Below are 24869 nucleotides of genomic sequence, written 5' to 3'. Positions count from 1 at the left end.
GGAGGTGGATGAGATGAATGGCGGTCGGACCGAAGTGGTCGAGCACTCGACCTGCCTGGCCTGCGGCTGTCTCTGTGACGACATCCGGGTCGTCGTCGAAGGCGGTCAAATCACCGAGGCGGTCCACGCCTGCGCGATCGGGCGGCCCTGGTTCCTGGCCCCTCGACCGGGGGAGGGATGCCCGCCCTCGAACATTGATGGGGAGCCCGCCGAGCTGTCGGAGGCCATCGCGAAGGCGGCCGAGATCCTGGCCTCGGCGAAGGCTCCGGTGGTCTGGGGACTCTCGGGCTCGACGGTCGAAGCGGTGGCCTCCGCCCTGAGGATCGCCGACGCCATCGGAGCGGTGGTCGACCCTTCGGGCTCGGATGATCGCGAGGCCAAGCTCCGGGCATTCCAGCGCGTCGGGCAGGTCTCCAGCACGCTCGGCGAGGTGAAAGACCGCGCCGACCTGGTGGTCTTCTGGGACGTCGACCCGATCACGACCCACCCTCGGCATGGCGAACGCTACTCGATGGAGGCCCGAGGGCGGTTCGCCCTCGAAGCCCGGACGATCGTGGTCGTGGGACACGAACCATCGGCCACATCAGCAAGATCAGACCTCTGCGTCCACGTCCCGCCCGATCGACGGACCGAGGCCCTCGTCTCCCTTCGGGCCATGATCAAAGGAATCCCGCTCGATCCCGACCGGGTCGAGCAATCTACGGGGTGCCCGTTCGAGTCGCTCGAAGACCTGGCCCGTCGGTTGATGAAGGCTCGATACGGGGCCTTCTTCTTCGGCCCGTCGATGGGCGAAGGGCCGGGCGGGGACCGGGCGGTGGAGGCCGCGTTATCGATGGTGGCCGACCTGAACGAAGGCAGGCGATTCGTCGCCTTGACCCTGGGCTCGCCCGGGAACTCGGGCGGGGCCGAGTCGGTCCTGGCGTGGCAGGCCGGTGCCCCTTCGGCGATCGATTACGGGCGAGGGTTTCCCCGCTATCTACCCGACGAGGCGACCCTGGCCGATCGGCTGGATCGGGGCGAAGTGGACGCGGTGCTGATCGTCGAAGGGGAGTTGCCCCCCGCTCTCCTGGAGAAGATGGGGAACGTCCCGACCATCCGGATCGCCCCCGGCGCCACCCGGCCCGGTGTTCCATCGAGCGTCGGATTCGATGTGGGACGCCCCGGTATCGAGTCGGGTGGGACGGTGGCCCGGGTCGACGGCGTGATGCTCCCGCTCCGGCCGTCGATCGCAGCCGGGCTCCCGACCGCTCGTGGTATTTTAGAAGCGATCGGCCGACAGATCGAGCAAGCGGGAGGAATCACCAGCGGGCCAGGACGTCGGGAAGCCTGATGTGAAATGGGCCGAGCTTCCCGCCGTAGTTCCCGGCCGTGATCCGGACGATGCCGGGCCTGGCTCCCGCGCGAATGCCGACCGCCGTGGCCTGTTCGACGGCCTCCAGGGTCAGGCCGTCGATGACGATCTCGTAGGCGCATTCCACCCCGGGAGGAAGCTCGGTCGCCACCAGGCCCCGGAGCGTGGGCGAGAAGGCGGCGTTGGAACTGGCCCGGAGCGCCTTGTACTTGCTGCCGACCTTCGACCCCGATCGGGCGATCCCGCCCGGAAACGGCAGGATCACGCCGGGGATGGCCCGCATCGCCTCGGCGGCGGCCTCGGTCGCGAACAGGGTCGCCCTCGGGTCGAGCCCGAGCAGGATGATGTTCCCGCCGGCCACCCCCTTGGTCGTCCCGAAGGTCTCCTCGCAGGTGAATTCCCCGTCCATCACCGGGACTCGCCAGTAGCGACGGCCCATCAGCCGCTTGGCGATCTGGAACCCGTCGCCGAAGTAGCGGAGCCGCCCACCCACGCTCACCGCCTTCTCGCCGATCGGCAGGCCGTTGTAGCAGGCCGTGGTGGGACAGGTCATCACGCACTGTCCGACCCGGTTGCTGAGGGCCTTCTCCAGCGCGTCGCGACTGAAGGCGAAGATCAGGACGGACACGCCCGGCCGGCCGTCGGGAGTCTCCTCGGGGGAGAGAGTCCGCTCGATGCTCGCCTCGGCATCGCAGGAAATCACGCTGGTGGCATAGCCCGACATCGTCCGGGCCGCGATCTCGGCCCAGTGGGCGGAGTCGGCGGTGATGATCGCCCGCGCGGCGGTCATCGGGAAGGCCTCGGCGAACGTGTCGGCGATCTCGACGCCGTCGATCGTGGGGGATGTCATGAGGTCTTCCCCCCGCCGGAGACCGGGATGGAGTGGGCATTCGCCACCTCCTCAGCCTGGACCGGAAAGTTGGCAAACGCGATCGAGGACGACCGCTCGAACCATCCCGCGATCTCGGGATCGACCGAGGGATCGGAGTCGGGTGCCACATGAAGCGTCCGGCCGTCGGCCCATCGGCGAAGCTCGCCGTCGTCGAGCACGACCTCCCCCCCTTTGATCAGATAGCGAGGGATCGCGAACATCCGCTCCTTGTCGTCGTCGGGGGAGTAGATGGTCACGTCGCCATCGGCGCCGGGGCCGAGGTGTCCCTTGTTGGCCAGCCCGAGCATCCGAGCGGGGGCGGCCCTGGTGATGATGGCGATCTCCGAGAGCGAATACTCGCGGGAGAGGTCCCCCAGACCCGAGCGGGCCCTCACGCGGTCGGGCAAGGCCTTGAGGGCATCGGCCCGATAGCCTCGATCCATCAGGAGGGCGATGATCTGGGGATAGGCCAGGAACGACCCGCCGTTGGGATGGTCGGTGCTCATGGCGATCCGCCAGGGGTCATCCACCCGGAGATACCACTCCAGGCCGATGGCCCACTGGAGGGCGTGAACAGCATTCTTGTCGTCGTAGGTGATCGGGACGACCCCGCAGCCGGTCTCCATTTCGAGGTCGTGGCTGACCCACTTCCGACCGTTGACCTTGTGGAGGAACTGGCCCACCGCGCCGTCGGCGGTCATGCTGGTGGTCTCGCCGAACATCACCTGCCCGACATCCACCGACAGATTCGGATGGGTGTTGATGTAGTCGGCCAGGGGACCGGCGTGCGAGTCGAACTGGCCGAGGTTTCCGGGCTCGCCGCCGTAACTGTGGAACTGGATGTGGGCCAGGTGGGCCCGGTGTCCATCGAGCGCCCGGAGCGTCTCCAGGGTCGTCGAGGCGTTGCCGGGCAGGCCCAGGTTCAGGCCGTGCAAGTGCATCGGGTGGGGCAGGCCCAGGTCGTCGACGGCCCTCGCGATCTCGGTCAGGATCTGGCGAGGGGTGACCTCGAAGTGGGGGACCACCTCGTCCAGGGAAGCGACGTTCCCCTCGCCTTGCTTCCACTTCTCGACGCCGCCGGGGTTGACCACCTTGATGCCGAATCCTTTGGTGGCCCCCAGGATCCAGGCCACGAACGCCCGGAGCCGCTCGCGCTCGCCCAGGCGAATCCGGTCCATCGCGTAGTGGTTGTTCCCGAGCAGGACGAGGAAGGCCTTATCGATGATCGGGGTATCGCGGAACTCATGATGGGCCGGTCGGGCGCCCAGCGGGGCGATCGCGGCGTCGACCGCCGTGGCGTATCCTAGCCCGGCATACTTGGCACCGGTGCTGAAACTGGTCGGGACGCTCCCGAGGCACCCCGACCGCGATCCGGCTGCCTTCGACCTCGGGAATGCCCCCAGCCTCGCCTCTTCGGGCCGGAGGATCCGCGCGGAGTTCACCTTCGGCCCGGCGATGTGGCAATGGACGTCGACCCCCGCCGGCATCACCACGAATCCCCGGGCGTCGATCGTCCGATCGGCTCGGATGTCCGGGTCGGTCGGGGCCTCGACGACCCGCCCATCCTCGATCCAGACGTCCGCGATTCCATCAACCCCGTGGGTCGGGTCGATCAGATGTCCCCCCGCGATCCGGAGCCGACTCATCGAGGGAAGACCTCCGCCAGTCGGACCGAGAACCCCGGCAGCAGCGGAGTCGTGTAGGTCTCGGACATCCCCAGGACTCGCTCGCGGTACGCCCCATCGACCAGCGTCAGGACCGTCACCCGCTTCTCGAACCGGTCCACGATCACGTACTCGCGAACCCCGGCCCGCTGGTAGTCGGCCCGCTTCTCGACATAGTCTCGGGCCCGATCCGCCTTCGAGGGGCTGACGAACTCGAACATCAGCTCGGGGACCTGCCGGGGGATGTCCAGGCTCTCGGGCTCGCCGCCCAGGTAGACCCCGATGTCGCCGATCCGAGTGGTCTGCTCGTCGATCCGCAGCCACGCCTGAGAGACCACCGCCTGCACCACCCCGGGATGAGACAGGCTATAAGCGCCCAGTCGGTCTCGCCAGGGTTCGCTCTGCAAGACGTGGCCGGTCCCTTCGGGCGACATGACGACCAATCTCCCCCCGACTCGTTCGTAGGTCCAGGGCTCGTCGAAGTCGGCCTCGGCGTACTCGTCGGTCGTGACGAGCCGACCGTGGTCCTCCCGGCCGAGGTGGAGCCGGTCTCGGGTCTCGGTCTGGTCGATCGCCATGCGGATACCTCCTCGCCACTCGGCTCGATCACCCGCCAGGATAACCGGCCCGAGGCCCTTTCGCGAGTCCGATGCTTGTCGCGGAGTCCCGACTTTGCTACCAAGAGGAGGTCGAGAATCCCGGACGACCTCGAGACCATTGGGCCAATCATGCCGCTCGTCTTGCGCTGGAAGGGCCCGACCGGACGCCCGGTCGACGGCGACGATCTCCGACCCGAGACCCTGGCCGGTCCGGCTTCCGAGGCGTCCCGCCTCCTCGTCCCTTCCGGCAATGAATCGGCCGAACTGGGCGACCTGTTCGCGATCGAGGGGGATGGCTCCGACGGCCACCTGATCTTCGAGGGCGACCTTCGGGCGGTCCGCGGCCTGGCGAGCGGGATGACCTCGGGCCGGGTCGAGATCCGGGGAGACGTGGGCCCGAGGCTGGCCTTGGGAATGCTCGGCGGATCGGTCGATGTTTCGGGGTCGGTCGGCGACCGAGCGGGGGCCGAGATCCGGGGGGGGCTCCTCCGGATTCGCGGGGACGCCGGCCATCTCCTCGGCGGTGCCCTGCCGGGAAGCCGACTGGGGATGCGAGACGGGGTCATCTTGGTCGAAGGGGACGCGGGGCGGGATTGCGGTCTGGCCATGCGTCGAGGCCTGATCGCGGTCGGCGGCCGGCTCGGCGAGGGAGCAGGCCGGGGGATGGTGGCCGGGTCGATCTTCGGCTTCGGCCCGATCGACCGCTCGGCGGGTATCGGGATGAAGCGGGGGACGCTCGCCCTGCTCGGGTCGACCGGGCCGGAATTGCTCCCCACCTTCGAGCCGAGCGGACATCTCCGACCCCATTTCCTGGCAATCTACCTCGGCGAACTCCGAAAGCTCGGCTTTCCGGTCCCGAATGCGGGTATTTCCCCGAATATTCTGCGATATAATGGGGACCGAGTGGTGGGCGGGATCGGCGAGATCCTCGTCGCGGTCGATTAGGCGGAGAGTCCGATGTTGAACCTGAACGGCCGGGCCTTGATGATGGTCCAGTCGATGATCGAGTTGTCCGCCGAGTTGAAGATCTCCGTCCTCGAGATCGAAGGCGGGGGCCGATTCGTCGATTGCGGGATCGAGGCCCGCGGCGGGCTGCTTGCCGGGCTCGACCTGGCCCGGGTCTGCCTGGCCGACCTGGCCGAGGTGGCGATCGTACCCGGAGATGTCGGAGGGGCCCCCTGCCCCGCCATCCAGGTCACGACCGACCACCCGGTCGCCGCTTGCCTGGGGAGCCAGTACGCGGGCTGGGCGATCAGCGAGGGGAAATACTTCGCGATGGGCTCCGGCCCGATCCGCGCGGCCTATGCCCACGAGCCCCTCTTCGGGGAACTCGGCCTGGCCGAGCGGCCCGAGGTGGTGGTCGGGGTCCTGGAAGGGCGGAAGCCACCGACACCGGCCGTGTTCGCCAGGATCGCCGAGGCTTGCCGGGTCGATCCCTCGGACGTCACTCTCCTTGGGGCACCCACCGCGAGCCTGGCCGGAGGCTTGCAAGTGGTCGCTCGTTCGGTCGAGACGGCCCTGCACAAGCTCCATGAATTGAAGTTCGACCTGAGCCGGATCGTCTCCGCCTACGGGGTCGCCCCACTCCCGCCGGTCGCCAAGGACGACCTCGGCGCCATCGGCCGGACCAACGATTCGATCCTCTACGGGGCGAAGGTCGTCCTCTACGTCACCGGCGATGATGCCAGCCTGGAAGAGGTCGGCCCAAAGGTCCCCTCGAACGCCTCCCGAGATCACGGCGAGCCCTTCGCGTCGATCTTCGCCCGCTACAACCACGACTTCTATGCCGTCGATCCCCACCTCTTCAGCCCCGCCGAGGTCGCCTTCCAGAACCTCGACTCGGGGCGTACCCACGCCTTCGGCAGGCTCGCTCCCGAAGTCCTGACGAAGTCCTTCTTCGGTTAACATGAAAAGCACAAGGCTGGTGGCGCTCGTCTCGGGGTTCGGCTGGCATGTTCAGGACCTCCGGAGGGCGGCGGATCTCGCGGGGGCCCGTCTCGAAGCGGTGTCCTTCCCGAAGATAGTCGGGCGGGTCGGGACGTCGGAGGCCCGGATCGAGGCGGGCGGGATCGACCTCACGGGAGTCGACGGCGTCCTGGTCCGGATGATGCCCCCGGGAAGCCTGGAGCAGGTGGTCTTCCGGATGGATGCCCTCCACCGCCTGTCGAGCCTGGGCGTCCCGGTGATGAACCCGCCGAGGGCGATCGAAGCGGCCGTCGACAAGTATCTGGCCTCGGCCCTGCTGGATGCCGCGGGATTGCCGGTCCCCGAGACCTGGGTCGGGGAGTCGGCCGAGGCGGCTCTCGCGACATTCCACGCCATGGGACGCGACGTGGTCGTCAAGCCGCTATTCGGTTCGGAGGGGAGAGGGCTAGTCCGGGTCTCGGACCCAGAACTCGCCTGGCGGACGTTTCGGACGCTCGAACGTCTGGGGTCGATCCTTTACGTTCAAAGATACGTCCAGAACCCAGGCCACGACGTCCGGGCCTTCGTCCTTTCGGGCAAGGTGATCGGGTCGATGAGGCGATTCGCGGCCGAGGGGGAGTGGCGGACGAACGTCGCGGTCGGAGGACGTCCCGAACCATTCCCGTTGGATCGGGATACGGAAGGACTGGCCCTCCGCGCGGCCTCGGCGGTCGGGGCGATCATGGCCGGCGTCGACCTGCTCCTCGACGTCGATTCGGGCCGATGGACGGTCCTGGAAGTGAACGCCGTCCCCGGCTGGAAGGCACTCGGGGCAACCACCGGGGTCGACGTGGCCTCGGCGATCCTGGCCGAATTGCGAGACGCCTCACGATGATCGATCCTCCCGCCCCGCTCTCTCCCGGGAAGCTCGCCCAGTTGGCCTGCCTGCTCGAAGCGACCGCGCGGAAGCCGGGAAATGTCCACCGGTTCCGCGACTTCGACGACGCCCACTACCTCGACTTCCTCATGAGCGCCGGCGCGATCGTCGAGCCCCTCGACCGGGCCTCTCGCTCCGGAGTCGGCCGCGCGATCCTCGAATCGGTCGAGGCGACCCGTCGCCTCATCTCGAACAACACCAACCTCGGGATGATCCTTTTGCTGGCCCCGCTGGCCGCGGTCCCGCCGGGCGAGGATCTGCGAGCCGGGGTCGGGGCCATCCTCGAAGGGACCACGGTCGAGGACGCCTCGCTGGTCTACCGGGCGATCCGGCTCGCGAAGCCCGGCGGGTTGGGCCGGGCCGACGATCAGGATGTCTCCGACGAGCCAACACTCACCCTCCGGGAAGCCATGCTCCTGGCCGCCGATCGCGACCTCGTCGCCCGCCAGTACGCCCGAGCTTATGCCGACGTCTTCGACATCGCCCTGCCAACCCTCCGGGCGATCCTCGAATCCGGCCATCCGATGGAAACCGCGATCATCGGCACGTTCTTGAGGTTCCTCGCCGAGCGCCCCGACACCTTGATCCTCCGGAAGCGGGGCGAGGCGATCGCGCGAGAAGCTTCGGATCGGGCCTCGGCTGTCCTCCGGGCGGGTTGGCCCGATGCCCCCGAATCCCTGGTCGATTTCGATGACTGGCTCCGGCTCGATGGCCACTCCCGGAACCCCGGCGCGACGGCCGACCTGACGACCGCCGCCTTGTTCGCCGCCCTCCGAGATGGGACAATAACCCTCCCGCTGAAGGGGTCCTGGTCTCCTTGACGGTCGACTACCCGATTGAGGTCTCCTCGCCGTGCCCGGTTCCCGATACAAGGTGCGCGTCACCAAAGATTATCTGGTCTTCAGCTCCGGCCATTTCATCACCTATAACGGCGATCAATGCGAGCGTATCCACGGGCACAATTATCGGGTCGCGGTGGAGGTCGAGGATGACCTCGACATCAATCATTACGTCTTCGACTTCATCGCCCTGAAGGACCTGACCCAGGCCATCGTCAACGAGCTCGACCACCGGATGATGCTGCCCACGCAGTCCGATCTGATCCGCCTGGAGGAGGACGGCCCGAACTGGCTGGTCCGCTATCAGGACCGTCGGTGGAGCTTCCCCCGCGAGGAATGTGCACTCATCCCGATCGCCAACACCACGGCCGAATTGCTGGCCGACCACATCGCCGGGCGGCTCCGCCGCGATTTCGACGAGCGAGGACTGCCCACCCCCAGGATCCTCCGGGTCGAGGTCGAGGAGAGCTTCGGACAGTCGGCCGAGGTCGAGTGGCGTCGGGACGATTGAGCGACCGGCTGGAATTCCCGGACAAAGGACGAGCACCCTCATGAAATCCCTCCGATGGTCCCTGCTCGCGATCGCCATGATCTCCGGCCCGCTGATGGCGGCCGACGATGCCGCGAAATATAACCGGATGCTCGGGCGTGGGATCAACCTGGGCAATGCCCTGGAAGCCCCCAGCGAAGGGGAGTGGGGCCTGACCCTGAAGGCCGAGTACTTCGACCGGATCAAGGAAGCCGGCTTCGACCACGTCCGGATCCCGGTCCGATGGGAAACCCACACCGGCCCGGCTCCCGACTTCAAGATCGACCCGTCCTACTTCGAACGGATCGACTGGGCGGTCGACCAGGCACTCTCGCGAGGGATGGTCGCGGTCATCAACTCGCATCACGACGACTCGATGATCAAGGAGCCCGGCAAGAACCTCGCGAGGCTCCAGGCCACCTGGCGTCAGATCGCAACCCGTTACAAGAATCAGCCCGATCGGTTGTTCTTCGAACTCCTGAATGAGCCCAACGGCGAGTTGACCGACGGCCGATGGGATGTGATGTTCAAGACGATCCTCGCCGTGGTCCGGGAATCCAACCCCGACCGGATCGTGATCGTCGGCCCTGGTCACTGGAACAACGTCGAGCACCTTCGGTCGCTGGAATTCCCCGAGAATGATCGGAGGCTGATCGCGACCTTCCACTACTATCTGCCGTTCCAGTTCACCCACCAGGGGGCCGAGTGGGCCGAGGGGTCGAAGGAGTGGCTGGGCAGGACCTGGACCGACACCCCCGAGGAGCGAGGGGCGTTGACCCGACACTTCGAGATGGCCGCGAAGTGGGGCAAGGATCACGGTCGCCCGATCTACGTCGGCGAGTTCGGGGCCTATTCCGCCGCCCCGATGGATTCGCGGGCCCGATGGACGGCGGCGGTGGCTCGCGAGGCCGAGCGGCTCGGGATGTCCTGGTCCTACTGGGAATTTGCCTCCGGCTTCGGGGCCTTCGATAAGGAAGCCAACGCCTGGCGAGCCCCGCTCAAGGATGCCCTGGTCCCGCCCGACTCGAAGAAATCCGCACGTTAATCCCGATACGGATCGAAGGATGATTGATGTCCCAGGATCGCGAACTCTCGGGCCTCCGCGCGGCCGTCCTCGGCTCGTCCTCCGGGATCGGGCGGGCCGTCGCGCTGGCGTTGGCCTCGGCCGGGGCCGACGTGATCGTCCACGCTCGGGCATCGCGCGAGGCCGCCGAATCCGTGGCCGATGAGATCCGACGTCTGGGAGGCCGATCCGAGGTCCTGATGGCCGACCTGGCCGATCGAGGCGAGGGAGACCGCCTGGCCGACCGCGCCTGGGACCTCTGGGGCGGGCTCGACGCCTGGCTCCACCTGGCCGGGGCCGACACCCTGACCGGCGAGGGGGCCAAGCTCTCCTTCGACCGGAAGCTCGACCGCCTCTGGGCCGTCGACGTCGCTTCCACGATCCGGCTCTGCCGCAACGTCGGGCGGAGGATGAAGGATCGGAGGGCGGGCTCGATCGTGACGATGGGCTGGGATCAGGCCGAGACCGGCATGGAAGGGGACTCGGGCGAGCTGTTCGCCGCCACCAAGGGTGCGGTCCTGGCGTTCACCCGGAGCCTCTCGATGAGCCTGGCCCCCGAGGTCCGCGTCAACGCCGTCTCGCCCGGCTGGATCAAGACGGCCTGGGGCGACACCGCCTCCTCGACCTGGCAGGACCGGGTCCTCCGCGAGACCCCCCTGGCCCGCTGGGGGACGCCCGACGACGTGGCCCAGGCCGCGCGGTTCCTGGTCGGGCCCGGCTCGCGTTTCTTCACCGGCCAGGTCTTGAGAGTCAATGGAGGAGCGGTCCGTTGACCGCCGAGGCCCCCCGGCTCCTGTTCGTGACCGGTCGCCTCGCCGAGTTCGCCCTCAGGCAGGTCCTCGAAGCCCTCGCCGCGCGAGCGGGGTTCGTGGCCGAGATCGCCGTCCTGCCGATCTCGGTGGCCGCCCTGATGACCCCGAAGTGGGTGGCCCGCCACCTGGAGGTCCCCCCGGGGACGACCCGGGTGATCCTGCCCGGTCATTGCCGGGGCGACCTGTCGGCGGTCGAGGCCCGGGCCGGGGTCCCCGTCGAACTCGGACCCGAAGACCTCCGCGACCTCCCCCGGGCGCTCGGCCAGGCCGACGACCGGCTCAAGGGCTACGGCGCGTTCGACATCGAGATCCTCGCCGAGATCAACCACGCTCCCCGACTTTCCCTCGATGACTTCCTGCTCCAGGCCGACCGCTTCATCGCCGAGGGGGCCGACCGGATCGACATCGGTTGCGACCCCGGAGGACCCTGGAAGGACGCGGGATCTTATACCAGGGCGTTGATCGACCGAGGTTACAGGGTCTCGGTGGACAGCTTCGACCCCGCCGAGGTCGCCCTGGCGACCGCCGCCGGGGCCGATCTCGTCCTGAGCGTCAACGCCTCGAATCGACAAGCAGCCCCCGACTGGGGGGTCGAGGTGGTGGCGATCCCGGACGTGGTCGGCACGCTCGACGGGCTCGATCCGACCATCGATTTCCTCGAATCCCGAGGGGTCCCCTACCGGCTCGACCCGATCCTGGAGCCGATCGGTTTCGGCTTCGCCGCCAGCCTGGTCCGATACGCCGAGGCCCGTCGACGCTGGCCCGAGGCAAAGCTGATGATGGGGATCGGCAACCTGACCGAGCTGACCGATGTCGACTCCGCCGGGGTCAACACGCTGCTCATCGGCTTCTGCCAGGAGCTCCAGGTCGGGAGCGTCCTGACCACGGCGGTGATCAACTGGGCCCGGTCGTCGGTGATCGAAGTCGACCTGGCCCGCCGGCTCGCCCATCATGCGGTGAAGAACCGGACGCTTCCGAAGCACGTCGAGCCCCGACTGGTCACGCTCCGCGATCCTCGACCCCCGCGCTTCGGGCCGGAGGTCCTCGCCGAACTGGCCCGGCGGGTCAAGGACCCGAACTGGCGGATCTATGCCGAAGACGGGCGGATTTACGCGTTCAACAACACGCATTTCTTGACGGGCACTGACCCCTTCCTGATCTTCGAGCAGATGGGCGTCGAGGACGCCTCGCACGCCTTCTACCTCGGCCATGAGTTGATGAAAGCGAAGACCGCCCTGACCCTGAACAAGGCCTATCGCCAGGACAATGCCCTCGACTGGGGATTCCTGACCGAGCCCGAGGTCAGCCACCGATCGAGGCGATCGAATCCGCAGGCCCCGCCCGAGGCAATGCCTTGATCCTCGAAGGAATCGTCACCACCCTGGGCCCCGAAGGTACCCTGAACGTCGCCCCGATGGGGCCGAAGCTCGGGCTCGACCCTCGACGGTTCCTCCTCCGACCGTACCGGACCTCGACCACCTACCGGAACCTGAAAGCGACCGGCGAAGGGGTCCTGCACATCACCGACGACGTCCTGCTGCTGGCCCGGGCCGCGATCGGCCTCCTGCCCGAACCACCGACCCGGCCGGCCCTGGCGGTCCGTGGCCGGATCCTGGAGACGACGGGCCGATACCACGAGATCCGGGTCGTCGAGTTGGACGACCGTCTCGACCGGACCTCGATCGTGGTCGAGTCGGTCGCCGAAGGTCGGCAAGGCGAGCTCTTCGGCATGAATCGGGCCAAGCACGCCGTAGTCGAGGCGGCGATCCTGGCCACCCGGCTCGACTTCCTGCCGCTCGATGAGATCCTCGCCTCCTACCGGCAACTGGCCATCCTCATCGAGAAGACGGGAGGGCCCGAGGAGAGACTGGCGTTCGGGTTGCTCGCGGATCGCGTCGAGGGTCGAAGGTAAGGCCGCCTTTCGACAGCGGTGGGGCCTTCAACGAGCCCCGGCCGGGACCAGGAGGATCAGCTCGTCCACGTCGAATTCGCAGGGCTTGTTGTCGGGCTGGATCATCACCCGGGAGATCTTCTCGTAGAGCCAGATCGTGACGGTCCGGTCCTTCCCGGTGGGCAGGGTCCAGATCGATTGACGCTGCGGAGGGTCTTGATAGGTGTCACCCTCGCGTTTCCAGAGGAACACGAATCGGCCCGGGAGCCCCTGGGAATTGGCGTGCCGGTAGCGAATCTCTACTCCCGCGACGAATCGAGGCTCCGAGAGGTTGTAGTTCAGGTAGGGGTCGACGGTCGTGGCTCGATAATGCCCCGCTCGGCCTTCCATGCCGACCATCGAGGTCGGCTCGACCGGCAGCTTGACCTCCTCCATCGGCGGCTCGTCGGCCAGGTTCGCGTACATCCCGAGCCTGGCCCGTTTCAGGAGCGCCATTCCGGTCCCGAGTTCGTCGTGCGAGGTGTGCAAGAATCCGATATGTCGCGCGATTAGACGCGAAGGAGGGAGGCCCCTGGCGATATCGGCGGCCAGTTCCGATGAGGCGGACCTCTGTTCCCGCGCCGCCTCGATCATGGCTTCGGCATCGGGCCAGGTGGCCAGGCAGGCCAGGGTGAAGAGGGTCATCTGCGAGAATCGCCCCATCGACCGCCCGGCATTCAACCAGGCCAGGTAAACCATGACCATCGCCGGGGCCGCCAGGGTCACATAACGCGGCTCGAATCCGATCCGATCCCCCATCCCGGCCCGACCCGACCCGATCCCCAGGGCCAGCGAACCGATCGCGCCGGTCGCGGCAACCAGCCAGGTCGTCCTCATCCGGCCTTCGGGTTCGCGACGCCAGGCAATCACCAGGGCCACGACCCCTCCTATCAGCAACCCGGCCACCAACCCGCCGGACCACGGCCAGGTTTCCGCCGCCGAAACGCCCCAACCCCCGGCCAGGAATTGGAGCGTGACCCGCACTTTTTCGACGATCGAGGCGGGAGCGTCGCCATGCCCGGCCGCTTTCCAACCCCGGAAATAGGCGTAGACCAGCGAAAGGCTAGCGACTGCGCCCAGGAGCAAGATGACCGATCGTCCGAGGGAACGCTTCCGGTCGGCGATCGCCTGGATCACCATCGCCAGGGCGAGCGCCGGGACGAAGGCCACCCCGTTCGCACCGCAGAGCGGCAGGAGGATCACGATCCCCGCCATCAAGGCCGACGAGAGCGTCCTCAGGCCTTCGGGCCGTCGAACGATTATCGACAGGACGAACGCATACAGGACCGTCGAGGAGACCAGTTGGATCTGGAAGCCGACCAGGATGTTGCGCCCGTGAGATGGCCCACTGAGCAGGAGAGGCAGGAATGCGTCGGAGTAGCTCGTCCAACCTCGCCGGACGCGACTCGCCAGGACGAGTGCCCCGGACGCCACCGCCAGCAGGCCCGCGTTCAGGATCGAGGGGGCCCGAAAACTCCCCCCGGTCAGTTTCGACAGCCCGACGATGATCAGTCGGGGGAGTGGAATCCGGTGCTCATTGTGCTGAGACCAGAGCCAGCCTACGGTCAAAGGCCGATCGCCGGTCAGGACCGATACGTTCGCCCAGTCGTCCAGGCGCGGCGTCTCTGCTGCGGAGTAACCGGCCAATCCGAGGACACAGACGCCGCAAGCGACCCATACCATCAAGACAAAGGCCGATGCGCCTGGCTCGCGATCATCCATCGCCGTGATGCTCACCTCTTCGAGACCAGGGTCGCCCGGGGACATCGGTCGAGCCGCTCATCATAAGGATCCGACGGCTCGCTCTCAACCTCGCGAATCTACCGTCTTCGAGGAGTGAGTGACCACATCACGGCCTGACGACCTCACCAAACAACCTGCGGTTGACCAAAGTTGCAAGTCTCCGGGCCAAAGCCTTGAGGTCATCGTGCCGCCAAAAAATGAGACCTATTAAAGCGGTGTTTTATTTTTTCAACATGACTGGCCGTTCTCATCTCGATGGGAGATCGGAAATGGGAAGTTCGGAAAGAATTACATTGGCCATTACCGCAATCCTCTGATTAACTTGGGTTGGATTCGAGAACGGATTCATTGTCCTCGATCGATCGGCCCCTTTCAATCGGCTCCAGGACAACCTAATATCTCGCTTCTGGGCTTGATCGATGCGAATTGTGGCCCCGAATCCTCGGAAACGTTGAGAGGTTTCGATCTCCAAACAAGACTGATCGTCGATGACGACGAATTTACGTCGAATCGTAGCCGTTAACCGATGTGTGCGGTCTTTGACCGGAAGTACGTCCCTCTCGCGCCTCGAAATCGTCTGACAGGAGAAACACCCACATGCTCTTCCCCCCCCGAGCATTGTCGCGTTCCTGCCTCGTTGCTTTCATGGTCTGGATGGCGTCGACTAGCGCTTCCCAGGCCGGGTTGCTGGTTAACGGAGATTTTTCGAGCGGGCTCGCCGGTTGGACGGTGACCGTTTCGGACTCGGTATCGGTCATCGGTGGTGTGGCCGTCCTGAGCGAATCGCCGACGGTTTCGGAAGTAACGCTCTATCAAGACTTCATGATTCCGGTGGGGCTCCAGACCCTCAGTTTCGAGCTGATTGGGGTCGGGACGGAGGATGATTTCCCCCCCTCCGGCTTCGGTGCCTCGTTACTGGACCCGGGCACACTCGCTTCGCTGGTCACCACCGTCGACGCGTTCACCGACTCCTTCTATACGCGCGATCTCGACAGCAGCACGACCCAGGGCATGGCCGCCCTCGGCGTCAGTGTCTCGCCATCGGGCGATTCACTGCCCGTGAAGATCAGCGTCGACGTCTCGGCCCTCGGCGGTGAGATGGCCCGTATCCTCTTTCGACTCGTGGGTGGCGGTTCCCTCTCGGAGTCCTCGGTCAGCGTGGACAACGTGTATGCCGGGGCGAACTTCGCCGTGCCGGAGCCGTCGAGCCTGGCCCTGCTCTCGGTAGGTCTGATCGGTTTGGCGAGACGATATCGCCGTTGAGCAGACCTGACGCGTCAGCCCCGAGCGAACCCGTCCGGGCGACCGCCTGTGGACGGATCGATCGATCGCGGCTCCCTTGAGCTCCGGGCGAGGCGGGGTCCTCCGGCCTTCAGGCCGAGGGTGCCCACGCCGCTCGATCTCCACGATTTCGACATCGCGGCGAGGTACCCGCCCGAACCGGGCTACGGGTCCTCTCGCAACCGATCCGGGCCAGACCACCAAAAGCATTAGCATCCATGATGGAGATTTCCGATGGCCGTCAATAGCCGTTCGCGGAAGAAGATGCGCGCGCCGTCCGCCGCGAAGCGTCGAGCCAGGCCCGGGCGGGCGGCGAAGATGCTCTGGATGCCCGAACTCGAACGGCTCGAACCGATCATCCTGATGTCGCACGTGGTCGAGAAGGAGCCCAACAACCTCCCCATCCAGGCCACACCCCTGGATCTGACCCAGGACCCGGTCGGGAGCGGCCTGTTCTCCTCGGTCGCGACCGGGGCGATCGACCCGGACGATGATCTCGACTTCTGGAGCTTCGACGCCAGGTCGGGCGATCTCGTTTCGCTCATCGGGCTGGGCGGCCAGTACGGCAACTCGCTCTCTCTGGAGCTTCAAGACGCCTCGGGCAATTCCCTCGCCGCCGCCAGCGAGTACAGCTTCGGCGAAGCGAACCCCTCCGTCTCCAACGTGATCATCCCGGCCGACGGTCGATATCTGGTCAAGGCCGAAACTTATTATGGCTATCAACTTCCCGAATACCAATTTCGGATCGACATGGCCCGAGGGTTCCGGACCGAGTCGGAGATCAACGACTACCCGAGCAACGCGAGCCTGATCGACCTGAAGCCGGCCGCCCAGGGGCATGCCGCAGGTAAGGCATCGGGCCTGATCCTCACCCCCGATGACGACGACTATTTCCGCCTCGGGAGTCTGAGAGCGGGCGAATCGATCGATGTCTCGCTCACCATCCCGGTCGGTGGGACGCTCACCCCGCACGTGCGAATCATCAAGGGTTCCACGGGCGAGATCGTCGCCGAGGCCGATGGTGCCAATCATGCCGTCTTCAAGGCGATCGCAGACGACACGTTTTATGCCGCCGTCAGCCTCGGGGCCGCCGACGGGGCGGACGCCGGTTTCGATGCGTCCTATCTGATTTCGGCGGATCTGACCGATCTCAACGCCCCGACGATCACCGGGACATCGCTGCCGGCACAGGGTGCGACCGTCACCGATCCGATCGGTTCGATCGTCCTGAATTTCAGCGAGGACATGGCGCTGGCCTCGCTGACGCGCTCGTCCAATTACCGGCTGATCTCGGCCGGCCCCGATGGAAAGCTCGATACGGCGGACGACGCGACCATCGCGGTGACGCCGAGCATCGTCCCCGAGGCTGGGACTTCTTCGGTCCGGCTGCTGATCGACGGCGGGATCCTGTCGCCATCCTCGTACCGAATTCACGTCGAGGGCTTGACCGACCGCGCCGGTCGGCCGCTGGCGGTCTTCGAGAGAAGCTTCGCGGTGGCCGATCCGCCGTTCGGCCGGCTCGAGCGCCCTGGCAATGACACCCGATCGGGCGCGACCCGCCTGCCCGTATCGGAGTCGCCGAAGGGTGGCGGTTTCTTCACCGCGATCGGACTCGGGGCGCTCACCTCCGAGGACGTGGATTACTGGAGCTTCGACGCCGAGGCGGGCGACCGAATCTCAGTCCTCCTCGAACCCCAGTCCAGCGACCCATTCGGCTATTCCTACCTGAGCGTGTCGCTCGAAAACGCGCAAGGATTCTACCAGACCAATGGATCGGCCTATGGTGGCATCGGTGGGTTCCACCAATACAGCATCACGGCCCCCGGGACTTATTACCTCCGCGTAGAAGGTTCGTCCGACTCGTATCGCCTCCGGCTCGACCAGGCGCGTCCCGCCCAGGGGGCGGATGTCGAACGATCGTACAACGTCGACCAGTCGAGCGCGACACCGATCAACTCGTTCGTCGCCAGGCCGGGGTTCCTCCAATCCTCGATGGCGGGGAGCCTCCTCTACGCGTCCAGCCCCGTCGACCTCTTCCGGTTCGCCACACCTAGCCTGGGCGGGTCGGTCTCGATCAACCTGGCATTCCCCTCGAACAGCCTGCTGACGACCGCCGACGTCAAGCTCTCGCTTTTCCGGCCGGGAGAGGCCACGCCATTCCAGTCGAGCAGCACGGGAGCCCTGACCTTCAATGCGACGGACCCGATCACTTACATCCAGGTCGAAGGCCTGGCGAATTTCGGGCTCAGGGCGCAATACCTCCTGCGACTCCTGGTCAATGACAGCGTCGCCCCGATGCTCGTCTCCTCGACCCTCCCCGCGGAGGGGACCACGGCCACCGGTCTGGCCGGCTTCAGCCTGACCTTCTCCAAGGCGATGAGCCTGGAGTCGCTCAACGCCACCTCGGCCATCGAGGTTCGCTCCGCGGGGACTGACGACGTATTCGGAACCGCCGACGACGTCCTATTCCCGCTCAAGGACGCGGGAATCACCTCGCCCGCCTCGACCGTCACTTACAGCCTGGCCGGCCCCCTGAAAACAGGCCATTATCGCGTGACCGTCCCCGCAAGCCTGACGGATCTTGCGGGCAACCCACTCGCTGCTCGGTTGGTCCGCGAATTCCGGATCGCCGGCCAGCCGGATTTCGTGACCGAGGTCGAGCCCAACGACTCCCAGGCCACCGCCACCCCACTGCCACTGGTCAGCGGGCCCGCCGGGGTCGCACTGGCCGCCGGACGCGGGGCACTCGACGACCCCGCAGGCGTCGACTACTGGAGCTTCGCCGGCGTCGCCGGACAGGCCCTCAACTTCGCCACCGAGAACCCGGGAAACCCCCAGGCCTCCGGACTCTACTACCAGCTCGACTCGCCCAACGGATCCTTCCTCAGCAGCTTCACCGCCTACAACGGCCAGAACCAGGGATCATTCCGGCTCACCGCCTCCGGCACCTACTCCATCCGCGTCTCCCAGTACTACGGCTACACCGGAGAGTACCGACTGCGAGTACTCCTTACCGACTCCCCCGTCCAGGTCGAGGGTATCTCCACCCCCGGATTCGCACTGGCACCCGACCCCGCCACCAAGACCCTCAACGCCTCCGTCGCGGGCGCCATCACCGCCGCCGGGCAGCAGGACGCCTACCCCCTCGGCGGCCTCGACGTCGGGCAGTCCATCCAGCTCACCCTGGCAAAGCCCGCCAGCAGCGGGCTCTCGGCCGTCATGACCATCCTCCGCGATGGGCTGGCCGTCGCCACCTCCACCGCCGGGGCCGCCTCGCTCAGCTTCACCACCACCGACGCCGGCTCCTATTCGGTCTCGATCGCCGACCAGGGCGGCAACCCCGGCCTGCTGGCCGTCTACCGGCTGGGCATCCGGGTCGCCGACCCCGTCGCCCCCCGGCTGCTCGCCACCAGCCTGCCCGCCGAGGCCGGCACCACCTCGGCCTACCTGGCCAGCTTCTCGATCACCTTCAGCGAGCCCATCGACCCGGCCTCCATCGCCGGGGCCTCGCTGACCCGGGCCGGCGCCGACGACGCCTTCGGCACCGCCGACGACGTCAACGTCCCGATGACCCTCCGATCGTACGACGGGAGCACGACCGCCACGCTCGCCGTCGCCGCCGCCCTGCCCGCCGGGCGATATCGCCTGGACGTGGGGGCCGGCGTGACCGACCGGGTCGGCAACCCCCTGGCCGCCGCCTTCGCCCGGACCTTCCGCGTCACCTCGCTGGCCGGCTTCGTCAACGAGGTCGAGCCCAACGACTCCCAGGCCACCGCCACCCCACTGCCACTGGTCAGCGGGCCCGCCGGGGTCGCACTGGCCGCCGGACGCGGGGCACTCGACGACCCCGCAGGCGTCGACTACTGGAGCTTCGCCGGCGTCGCCGGACAGGCCCTCAACTTCGCCACCGAGAACCCGGGAAACCCCCAGGCCTCCGGACTCTACTACCAGCTCGACTCGCCCAACGGATCCTTCCTCAGCAGCTTCACCGCCTACAACGGCCAGAACCAGGGATCATTCCGGCTCACCGCCTCCGGCACCTACTCCATCCGCGTCTCCCAGTACTACGGCTACACCGGAGAGTACCGACTGCGAGTACTCCTTACCGACTCCCCCGTCCAGGTCGAGGGTATCTCCACCCCCGGATTCGCACTGGCACCCGACCCCGCCACCAAGACCCTCAACGCCTCCGTCGCGGGCGCCATCACCGCCGCCGGGCAGCAGGACGCCTACCCCCTCGGCGGCCTCGACGTCGGGCAGTCCATCCAGCTCACCCTGGCAAAGCCCGCCAGCAGCGGGCTCTCGGCCGTCATGACCATCCTCCGCGATGGGCTGGCCGTCGCCACCTCCACCGCCGGGGCCGCCTCGCTCAGCTTCACCACCACCGACGCCGGCTCCTATTCGGTCTCGATCGCCGACCAGGGCGGCAACCCCGGCCTGCTGGCCGTCTACCGGCTGGGCATCCGGGTCGCCGACCCCGTCGCCCCCCGGCTGCTCGCCACCAGCCTGCCCGCCGAGGCCGGCACCACCTCGGCCTACCTGGCCAGCTTCTCGATCACCTTCAGCGAGCCCATCGACCCGGCCTCCATCGCCGGGGCCTCGCTGACCCGGGCCGGCGCCGACGACGCCTTCGGCACCGCCGACGACGTCAACGTCCCGATGACCCTCCGATCGTACGACGGGAGCACGACCGCCACGCTCGCCGTCGCCGCCGCCCTGCCCGCCGGGCGATATCGCCTGGACGTGGGGGCCGGCGTGACCGACCGGGTCGGCAACCCCCTGGCCGCCGCCTTCGCCCGGACCTTCCGCGTCACCTCGCTGGCCGGCTTCGTCAACGAGGTCGAGCCCAACGACTCCCAGGCCACCGCCACCCCACTGCCACTGGTCAGCGGGCCCGCCGGGGTCGCACTGGCCGCCGGACGCGGGGCACTCGACGACCCCGCAGGCGTCGACTACTGGAGCTTCGCCGGCGTCGCCGGACAGGCCCTCAACTTCGCCACCGAGAACCCGGGAAACCCCCAGGCCTCAGGGCTCCAGTACGAGATCTATGGCCCCAACGGAACCTATCTGGATAGCTTCGAATCCTACAACGGTCAGAATCGAGGATCTTTCGAGCTGCCCGCCTCCGGCACCTACATCATCGCTGTTTCGCAATATTACGGTTATACCGGAGAGTACCGCCTCCGCGTCTTGCTCGGCGATGCCCCGATCGTTTCCGGAGGGACGTTCTCGCTGACCCCCGATCCCAGCACCAAAACGCTCTCCGCTCGGGTTGCCGACGCGATCAGCAGTTTGGGCGATCAGAACAGCTATGATCTGGGCCAGTTGACCGCCAGCCAGGTCATCACGCTCAACTTCAGCAAGCCTTCGCTGAGTGGCCTGATCCCCGTAATGACCTTGATTCGCGATGGGGTGGCGGTAGCCAGTTCGAACGCCGGCGACACCACATTTTCTTATACCATCCCGGCCGGAGGCGGTGGGGCCTACTCTCTCACCGTCGAGGACTCCGGAGGGGCGACGAATCTGCTGTCCGCCTACTTGCTCGGGATCAAGATCACCGATCAGATCGCGCCCCGGGTCGTCGACCTGGATCTGCCGGCCGAGGGCGGGTCGTCGACCGGCCTGATCTCATCGCTGACGATCCATTTCAGCGAAATGATGGACGGCGATACCCTGACCTCGGCCCTCGAGCTTCGAGGCATCGGAGCCGATGGCGTCTTCGGTAATGCGGACGACCTGATCTTCCCCCTGGTCCTCAATGACTCGGATGTCACTTCGTATCAGTTCTCGATCGAGGGGGGACCGCTCCCACCAGGCCGTTACCGTTTGTCCGTGGCGACCGGCGCCACCGACCAGGTGGGCAACCCGCTGGCTTCGGCCTTCTCCCGGACCTTCCAGATCGCCGAACTGCCGGGATATGCAAGCGAAGTCGAGCCCAATAACACTTCCCAGCAAGCCACCCCGTTCGTTCTAGCGGAAGTCCTCACCGGGCTGTTCACCGGCGCGGTCCGAGGCTCGCTGGGCGATAGTGCCGGGGTGGATTACTGGAGCTTCACCGGGGTCGCCGGCCAGGCCCTCAACTTCGCCACCGAGAACCCGGGAAATCCCCAGGCATCCGGTTTGTACTACCAGATCTACTCGCCCAGCGGATTCGCCATCGGCACCTACTTCTCCTACAACGGCCAGAACCAGGGGTCGTTGGTGCTGCCCAGTGACGGGACCTACTCCATCCGCGTCTCCCAGTACTACGGCTACACCGGCGAGTATCGGATGACCCTGACGGCGGCAACTCCGCCGCTCCAACTCGCCTCGGAAACGGGGGATTCGCTGTCGTCGGCGTTCCGGGTCAAACTCACGACGTTCGGCACCTCGCAGCTAGGCAGCGTCGTCGGTGCGATCTCGCGGGCGGGCGACCTGGATTACTTCAACCTGGGCACGATCGACGCGGGGCAGACGGTGAGGCTGGCGATCCGGCAGCCGTCGGGCAGCGTATTCCTGCCCAGCATCAGCCTCTATGACGCCGCGAACGGTTATCTCGTCGAGGACCTTGGGCAGGTTCCTTTCGACGACCTGCTCTCGGTCCGAATCCCCTATCGAGGAGTGTTCTACGCGGTCGTCTGGGGTCGAGACTCATCGGGAGGGCTCCGAGACCTCTACGCGCTCGACGTCCAGGTCGGGCCTTCGGGGCCGGCCACCGTCCCGAACCTTCAGGTCACCGGGGTCGTCCCGCCGACGGCCACGAACCTCAAGAGCGGGGGAGTCGTTCGGTTCACTTACACGGTCCGGAACTCCGGCCTGCTGGCCACCCAGGTAAATGCCTGGTCCGACCGCGCCGTGCTCTCGCTCAATAACGTGCTGGGAGATTCCGATGACGTGCCCATCGGCCTCTTCCGACACACGGGGGTCCTCAACGTTGACGGTTCCTACACCGCGACGATCGACGCGACGCTCCCCGACGGGATCGACGGCGACTATTACCTGATCATCGCCGCCGACGCCCTGAACGAAGTGAATGAATTCTTCGACGAGCGCGACAATTCCCGGTCTTCATCGACGACCTTCCACGTGACCCGGTCCCCTTACCCCGATCTCGTGGTCGACTCGGTGGGAGCCTCGGGCGCCGACGCCGGAGGACTCGTCCCGATCTCCTGGCAGACCGCAAACCGGGGGACCCTCGCGGCCTCCGGGGGCTATCAGGAGCGGGTCACCGTCACCGACAAGGTCGGCAACTACGTCGTGTACGACCAGATCTTCGACGTGTCGACCGACCTCGCCGTGGGTGCGACCCGAATCGGCGGTGCCTCGGTCCAGCTCACGCTGGGCCGCGTCTACACGGTCCGGATCACGACCGATTCCGGGGACCGGTTCTTCGAGTACGGGGCCGGGAGTCATGCCGCGGCCGAGTCGAACAACACGAAGACCCTGGAGTTCACCGCCCAGAGGCTGGCCGATTCCGACCTCGTGGTGACGACCTTCGCCGCCCCGACGGGCCTGCTCATCGGCAACCCGGCCCAGGCTTCGCTGAGCTGGACGGTGAAGAACCAGGGCGAATCCACCGGCGCGGTGACCCGGTGGACCGATCGAGTGGTCCTCAGCCGAGACGGCGTCTTCGGCAACGACGACGACGTGACTGTCGCCGAATTCGATCACCAGGGAGCACTCGCCGCCGGGGCCTCCTACACGGAAAATCGTCAGGTGACCCTGCCGGGCAACCTCTCCGGCGATTATTCCTTGTTCGTGGCCACCGACGTGACCAATGCCGTGGTCGAGGGCTCCAACGAATCGAACAACGTCTCGACGTCCCGGGCCATCGAGGTCGCCCCGAGCCCGTTCGCCGACCTGATCGTCAACACCGTGACGGCCCCCTCGAACGCCAGGAGCGGGAAGCCGATCACCCTGACCTGGCGGGTGAAGAACCAGGGGATCGCCGCGGCCAACCCGACGTCGTGGACGGATCGCGTGGTCCTCTCCTCGGATGACGTGCTCGACTCGGGCGACCTGGAACTGGCCCTCGTGACCCACGCGGGGGGGCTGGCGGTCGGGGCGAGCTATGACGGTTCGACCACGATCACGCTGCCCGAGGGGATCTCCGGCCAGTACCACGTTTTCGTCATGACCGACTCGGCCAACCTGGTCGGCGAATATCGTTACGAGGCAAATAACACCGGCCGGACCGTCGATGCCTTCCAGATCACGCTGATCCCGCCGGATCTGCATGTTGCCACCGTGACCAACCCGGCCCTGGGCCAGGAGGGCCAGGTCGTCCGGATCGGCTGGACGGTCAAGAACGACGGGACCGGATCGGCCGATGGGTCGTGGGAGGACCGGGTCTATGCTTCGGCCGGGGGGACGCTCGCGGGCGCGACGCTCCTGGCCTCGGTCCGCCATTCGGGACCCCTGAACGTCTCGGCCTCCTACTCGGCCTCCGCCGACGTGACCCTGCCGGCCCTGGCCGACGGGTCTTACACGATCCTGGTCGTCACCGACGCTGCCGGCGAGGTTTTCGAGGATCTCGACGAAGGGAACAACACCACCTCCTCCTCGACCCTGCTGGTCATCGGCCACCCGGATCTGGCCGCTCAGATCGCCAGCCGACCCGACACCGCCGTGGTGGGAACCCCGATCACGGTCCGATGGTCGGTGAATAATGCCGGGACCGCCTCGGCCCTCGCTCCCTGGGTGGATCGTCTCTACCTCTCGACCGACGCGACGCTCGACGCGCAGGACAGCCTTCTGATCGAGCGGTCCCGGTCGACCGACCTCGCGACCGGCGGCTCGTACGAGGTCCAGGCCACGGTCAGCCTCCCGTCGATCGACCTATCCGGGACATATTACCTGATCATCCGGACCGACGCCGGAGATCGAATCCTGGAGAACGGATCGGAGGCCAACAATGTCGGCTCGACGTCGCTGAGGATCGCGAAGGCCCCCTACGCCGACCTGACCGTCTCGAATGTCGTGGCGCCCACGCTGACCGTTGGCGATCCGGCCCGGATCACGGTCGATTGGACGGTGACCAATCGGGGGACCGGCACCGGGACCTCGACCAGCTGGACCGACACCATCATCGCTTCGACCGACCAGATCGTCGGCAATGGTGACGACCGGGTCGTCGCCCGGATCCCTCACACCGGGGCCTTGGCGGTCGGAGGGTCCTACTCCCGAAGCGAGAACTTCCGCCTACCCGCAGGCTTCCTGTTCCACGGGTTCCTCTACGTCAAGGCCGACGTTGATAACGAGGTGGATGAGTTCGACTTCGAGGGGAACAACGCGGACCGCGCCCCGGGCGTCTTCGACGTGACCCCGAAGCCCTACGCGGACCTGGTCATCCCCTCGGTCACGGCC

At 66.8% G+C, this 24869-nt stretch carries 16 protein-coding genes (1 of these 16 running past the window's edge); 12 read left to right on the top strand and 4 right to left on the bottom strand.

From position 1 onward, the window contains the following. Nucleotides 1-13 precede the first annotated feature (13 nt). Nucleotides 14-1330, top strand: coding sequence for a formylmethanofuran dehydrogenase subunit B (locus P12x_RS04220; protein ID WP_435009586.1), 1317 nt, complete (start codon nt 14-16; stop codon nt 1328-1330). On the opposite strand, the gene fhcD is transcribed toward P12x_RS04220, so the two are convergent. Genes fhcD through P12x_RS04205 form a run of 3 tightly spaced genes read right to left on the bottom strand, consistent with a single transcriptional unit; the run spans nt 1299 to nt 4464 of the window. Continuing rightward, on the bottom strand, nt 1299-2201 hold the full coding sequence (gene fhcD, locus P12x_RS04215; protein WP_435009585.1) for a formylmethanofuran--tetrahydromethanopterin N-formyltransferase: 903 nt from the start codon (nt 2199-2201) through the stop codon (nt 1299-1301). The two genes, P12x_RS04220 and fhcD, sit on opposite strands and share 32 nt — an antisense overlap. Then, nucleotides 2198-3868, bottom strand: a complete 1671-nt coding sequence (locus P12x_RS04210; RefSeq protein ID WP_435009584.1) for a formylmethanofuran dehydrogenase subunit A — start codon at nt 3866-3868, stop codon at nt 2198-2200. The genes fhcD and P12x_RS04210 overlap by 4 nt, the downstream gene beginning before the upstream one ends. Then, nucleotides 3865-4464 carry a Uma2 family endonuclease gene (locus P12x_RS04205; protein WP_435009583.1) on the bottom strand — a complete coding sequence of 200 codons (600 nt, stop codon included), beginning with the start codon at nt 4462-4464 and terminating at the stop codon, nt 3865-3867. The genes P12x_RS04210 and P12x_RS04205 overlap by 4 nt, the downstream gene beginning before the upstream one ends. A gap of 150 nt (nt 4465-4614) precedes the next feature. On the opposite strand from P12x_RS04205, the gene P12x_RS04200 reads away from it, so the two are divergent. The 9 genes from P12x_RS04200 to P12x_RS04160 are packed head-to-tail and all read left to right on the top strand — an operon-like array spanning nt 4615 to nt 12482. Next, nucleotides 4615-5430 (top strand): formylmethanofuran dehydrogenase subunit C, encoded by an 816-nt coding sequence (locus P12x_RS04200; protein ID WP_435009582.1) that lies wholly within the window; start codon nt 4615-4617, stop codon nt 5428-5430. A gap of 12 nt (nt 5431-5442) precedes the next feature. Next, entirely contained in the window at nt 5443-6390 is a 948-nt protein-coding gene (mch, locus tag P12x_RS04195) for a methenyltetrahydromethanopterin cyclohydrolase (protein WP_435009581.1), read from the top strand. Between the two features lies 1 nt (nt 6391). After that, on the top strand, nt 6392-7285 hold the full coding sequence (locus P12x_RS04190; RefSeq protein WP_435009580.1) for an ATP-grasp domain-containing protein: 894 nt from the start codon (nt 6392-6394) through the stop codon (nt 7283-7285). After that, nucleotides 7282-8148 carry a triphosphoribosyl-dephospho-CoA synthase gene (locus P12x_RS04185; protein WP_435009579.1) on the top strand — a complete coding sequence of 289 codons (867 nt, stop codon included), beginning with the start codon at nt 7282-7284 and terminating at the stop codon, nt 8146-8148. Before P12x_RS04190 ends, P12x_RS04185 begins: the two co-directional genes overlap by 4 nt. 31 nt (nt 8149-8179) lie before the next feature. Then, nucleotides 8180-8677, top strand: coding sequence for a 6-pyruvoyl trahydropterin synthase family protein (locus tag P12x_RS04180; RefSeq protein ID WP_435009578.1), 498 nt, complete (start codon nt 8180-8182; stop codon nt 8675-8677). Between the two features lie 40 nt (nt 8678-8717). Next, nucleotides 8718-9740: a glycoside hydrolase family 5 protein gene (locus P12x_RS04175; protein WP_435009577.1), complete on the top strand. Its 1023-nt coding sequence runs from the start codon at nt 8718-8720 to the stop codon at nt 9738-9740. Between the two features lie 26 nt (nt 9741-9766). Then, nucleotides 9767-10531, top strand: a complete 765-nt coding sequence (locus P12x_RS04170; RefSeq protein WP_435009576.1) for an SDR family NAD(P)-dependent oxidoreductase — start codon at nt 9767-9769, stop codon at nt 10529-10531. Then, a complete protein-coding gene (locus P12x_RS04165; protein WP_435009575.1) occupies nt 10528-11928 on the top strand; it encodes a DUF6513 domain-containing protein in 1401 nt (466 codons plus the stop codon). Before P12x_RS04170 ends, P12x_RS04165 begins: the two co-directional genes overlap by 4 nt. After that, nucleotides 11925-12482, top strand: a complete 558-nt coding sequence (locus tag P12x_RS04160; protein ID WP_435009574.1) for a DUF447 domain-containing protein — start codon at nt 11925-11927, stop codon at nt 12480-12482. The genes P12x_RS04165 and P12x_RS04160 overlap by 4 nt, the downstream gene beginning before the upstream one ends. A gap of 27 nt (nt 12483-12509) precedes the next feature. Here P12x_RS04160 and P12x_RS04155 read toward each other — a convergent pair whose 3' ends face one another. Continuing rightward, a complete protein-coding gene (locus P12x_RS04155; protein WP_435009573.1) occupies nt 12510-14267 on the bottom strand; it encodes a hypothetical protein in 1758 nt (585 codons plus the stop codon). A 573-nt stretch (nt 14268-14840) separates the two neighbouring features. Between P12x_RS04155 and P12x_RS04150 the strand changes: the two genes are divergently transcribed. Together P12x_RS04150 and P12x_RS04145 are read left to right on the top strand one after the other, a co-directional pair. Next, complete coding sequence (locus P12x_RS04150; protein WP_435009572.1) at nt 14841-15506, top strand: PEP-CTERM sorting domain-containing protein; 666 nt, start codon at nt 14841-14843, stop codon at nt 15504-15506. 252 nt (nt 15507-15758) lie between these two features. After that, nucleotides 15759-24869: the 5' end (the start) of a CARDB domain-containing protein gene (locus tag P12x_RS04145; protein WP_435009571.1), read on the top strand. 19164 nt of this gene lie beyond the right edge of the window; the window shows 9111 of its 28275 coding nt (coding positions 1-9111); it begins with the start codon at nt 15759-15761; its stop codon lies off the right edge, out of view.

The sequence above is a fragment of the Tundrisphaera lichenicola genome, from assembly GCF_051175385.1.
Classification (GTDB): domain Bacteria; phylum Planctomycetota; class Planctomycetia; order Isosphaerales; family Isosphaeraceae; genus Tundrisphaera; species Tundrisphaera lichenicola.
Note: the sequence above shows the minus strand (reverse complement) of the source record. Positions and strands in the feature narration are given on the sequence as shown.

Bases quoted from the DNA above. Each gene is read 5' to 3' on its own strand.
- P12x_RS04220 (WP_435009586.1), top strand. From the start codon at position 14: ATGAATGGCGGTCGGACCGAAGTGGTCGAGCACTCGACCTGCCTGGCC.
- fhcD (WP_435009585.1), bottom strand. From the start codon at position 2,201: ATGACATCCCCCACGATCGACGGCGTCGAGATCGCCGACACGTTCGCC.
- P12x_RS04210 (WP_435009584.1), bottom strand. From the start codon at position 3,868: ATGAGTCGGCTCCGGATCGCGGGGGGACATCTGATCGACCCGACCCAC.
- P12x_RS04205 (WP_435009583.1), bottom strand. From the start codon at position 4,464: ATGGCGATCGACCAGACCGAGACCCGAGACCGGCTCCACCTCGGCCGG.
- P12x_RS04200 (WP_435009582.1), top strand. From the start codon at position 4,615: ATGCCGCTCGTCTTGCGCTGGAAGGGCCCGACCGGACGCCCGGTCGAC.
- mch (WP_435009581.1), top strand. From the start codon at position 5,443: ATGTTGAACCTGAACGGCCGGGCCTTGATGATGGTCCAGTCGATGATC.
- P12x_RS04190 (WP_435009580.1), top strand. From the start codon at position 6,392: ATGAAAAGCACAAGGCTGGTGGCGCTCGTCTCGGGGTTCGGCTGGCAT.
- P12x_RS04185 (WP_435009579.1), top strand. From the start codon at position 7,282: ATGATCGATCCTCCCGCCCCGCTCTCTCCCGGGAAGCTCGCCCAGTTG.
- P12x_RS04175 (WP_435009577.1), top strand. From the start codon at position 8,718: ATGAAATCCCTCCGATGGTCCCTGCTCGCGATCGCCATGATCTCCGGC.
- P12x_RS04170 (WP_435009576.1), top strand. From the start codon at position 9,767: ATGTCCCAGGATCGCGAACTCTCGGGCCTCCGCGCGGCCGTCCTCGGC.
- P12x_RS04155 (WP_435009573.1), bottom strand. From the start codon at position 14,267: ATGTCCCCGGGCGACCCTGGTCTCGAAGAGGTGAGCATCACGGCGATG.
- P12x_RS04150 (WP_435009572.1), top strand. From the start codon at position 14,841: ATGCTCTTCCCCCCCCGAGCATTGTCGCGTTCCTGCCTCGTTGCTTTC.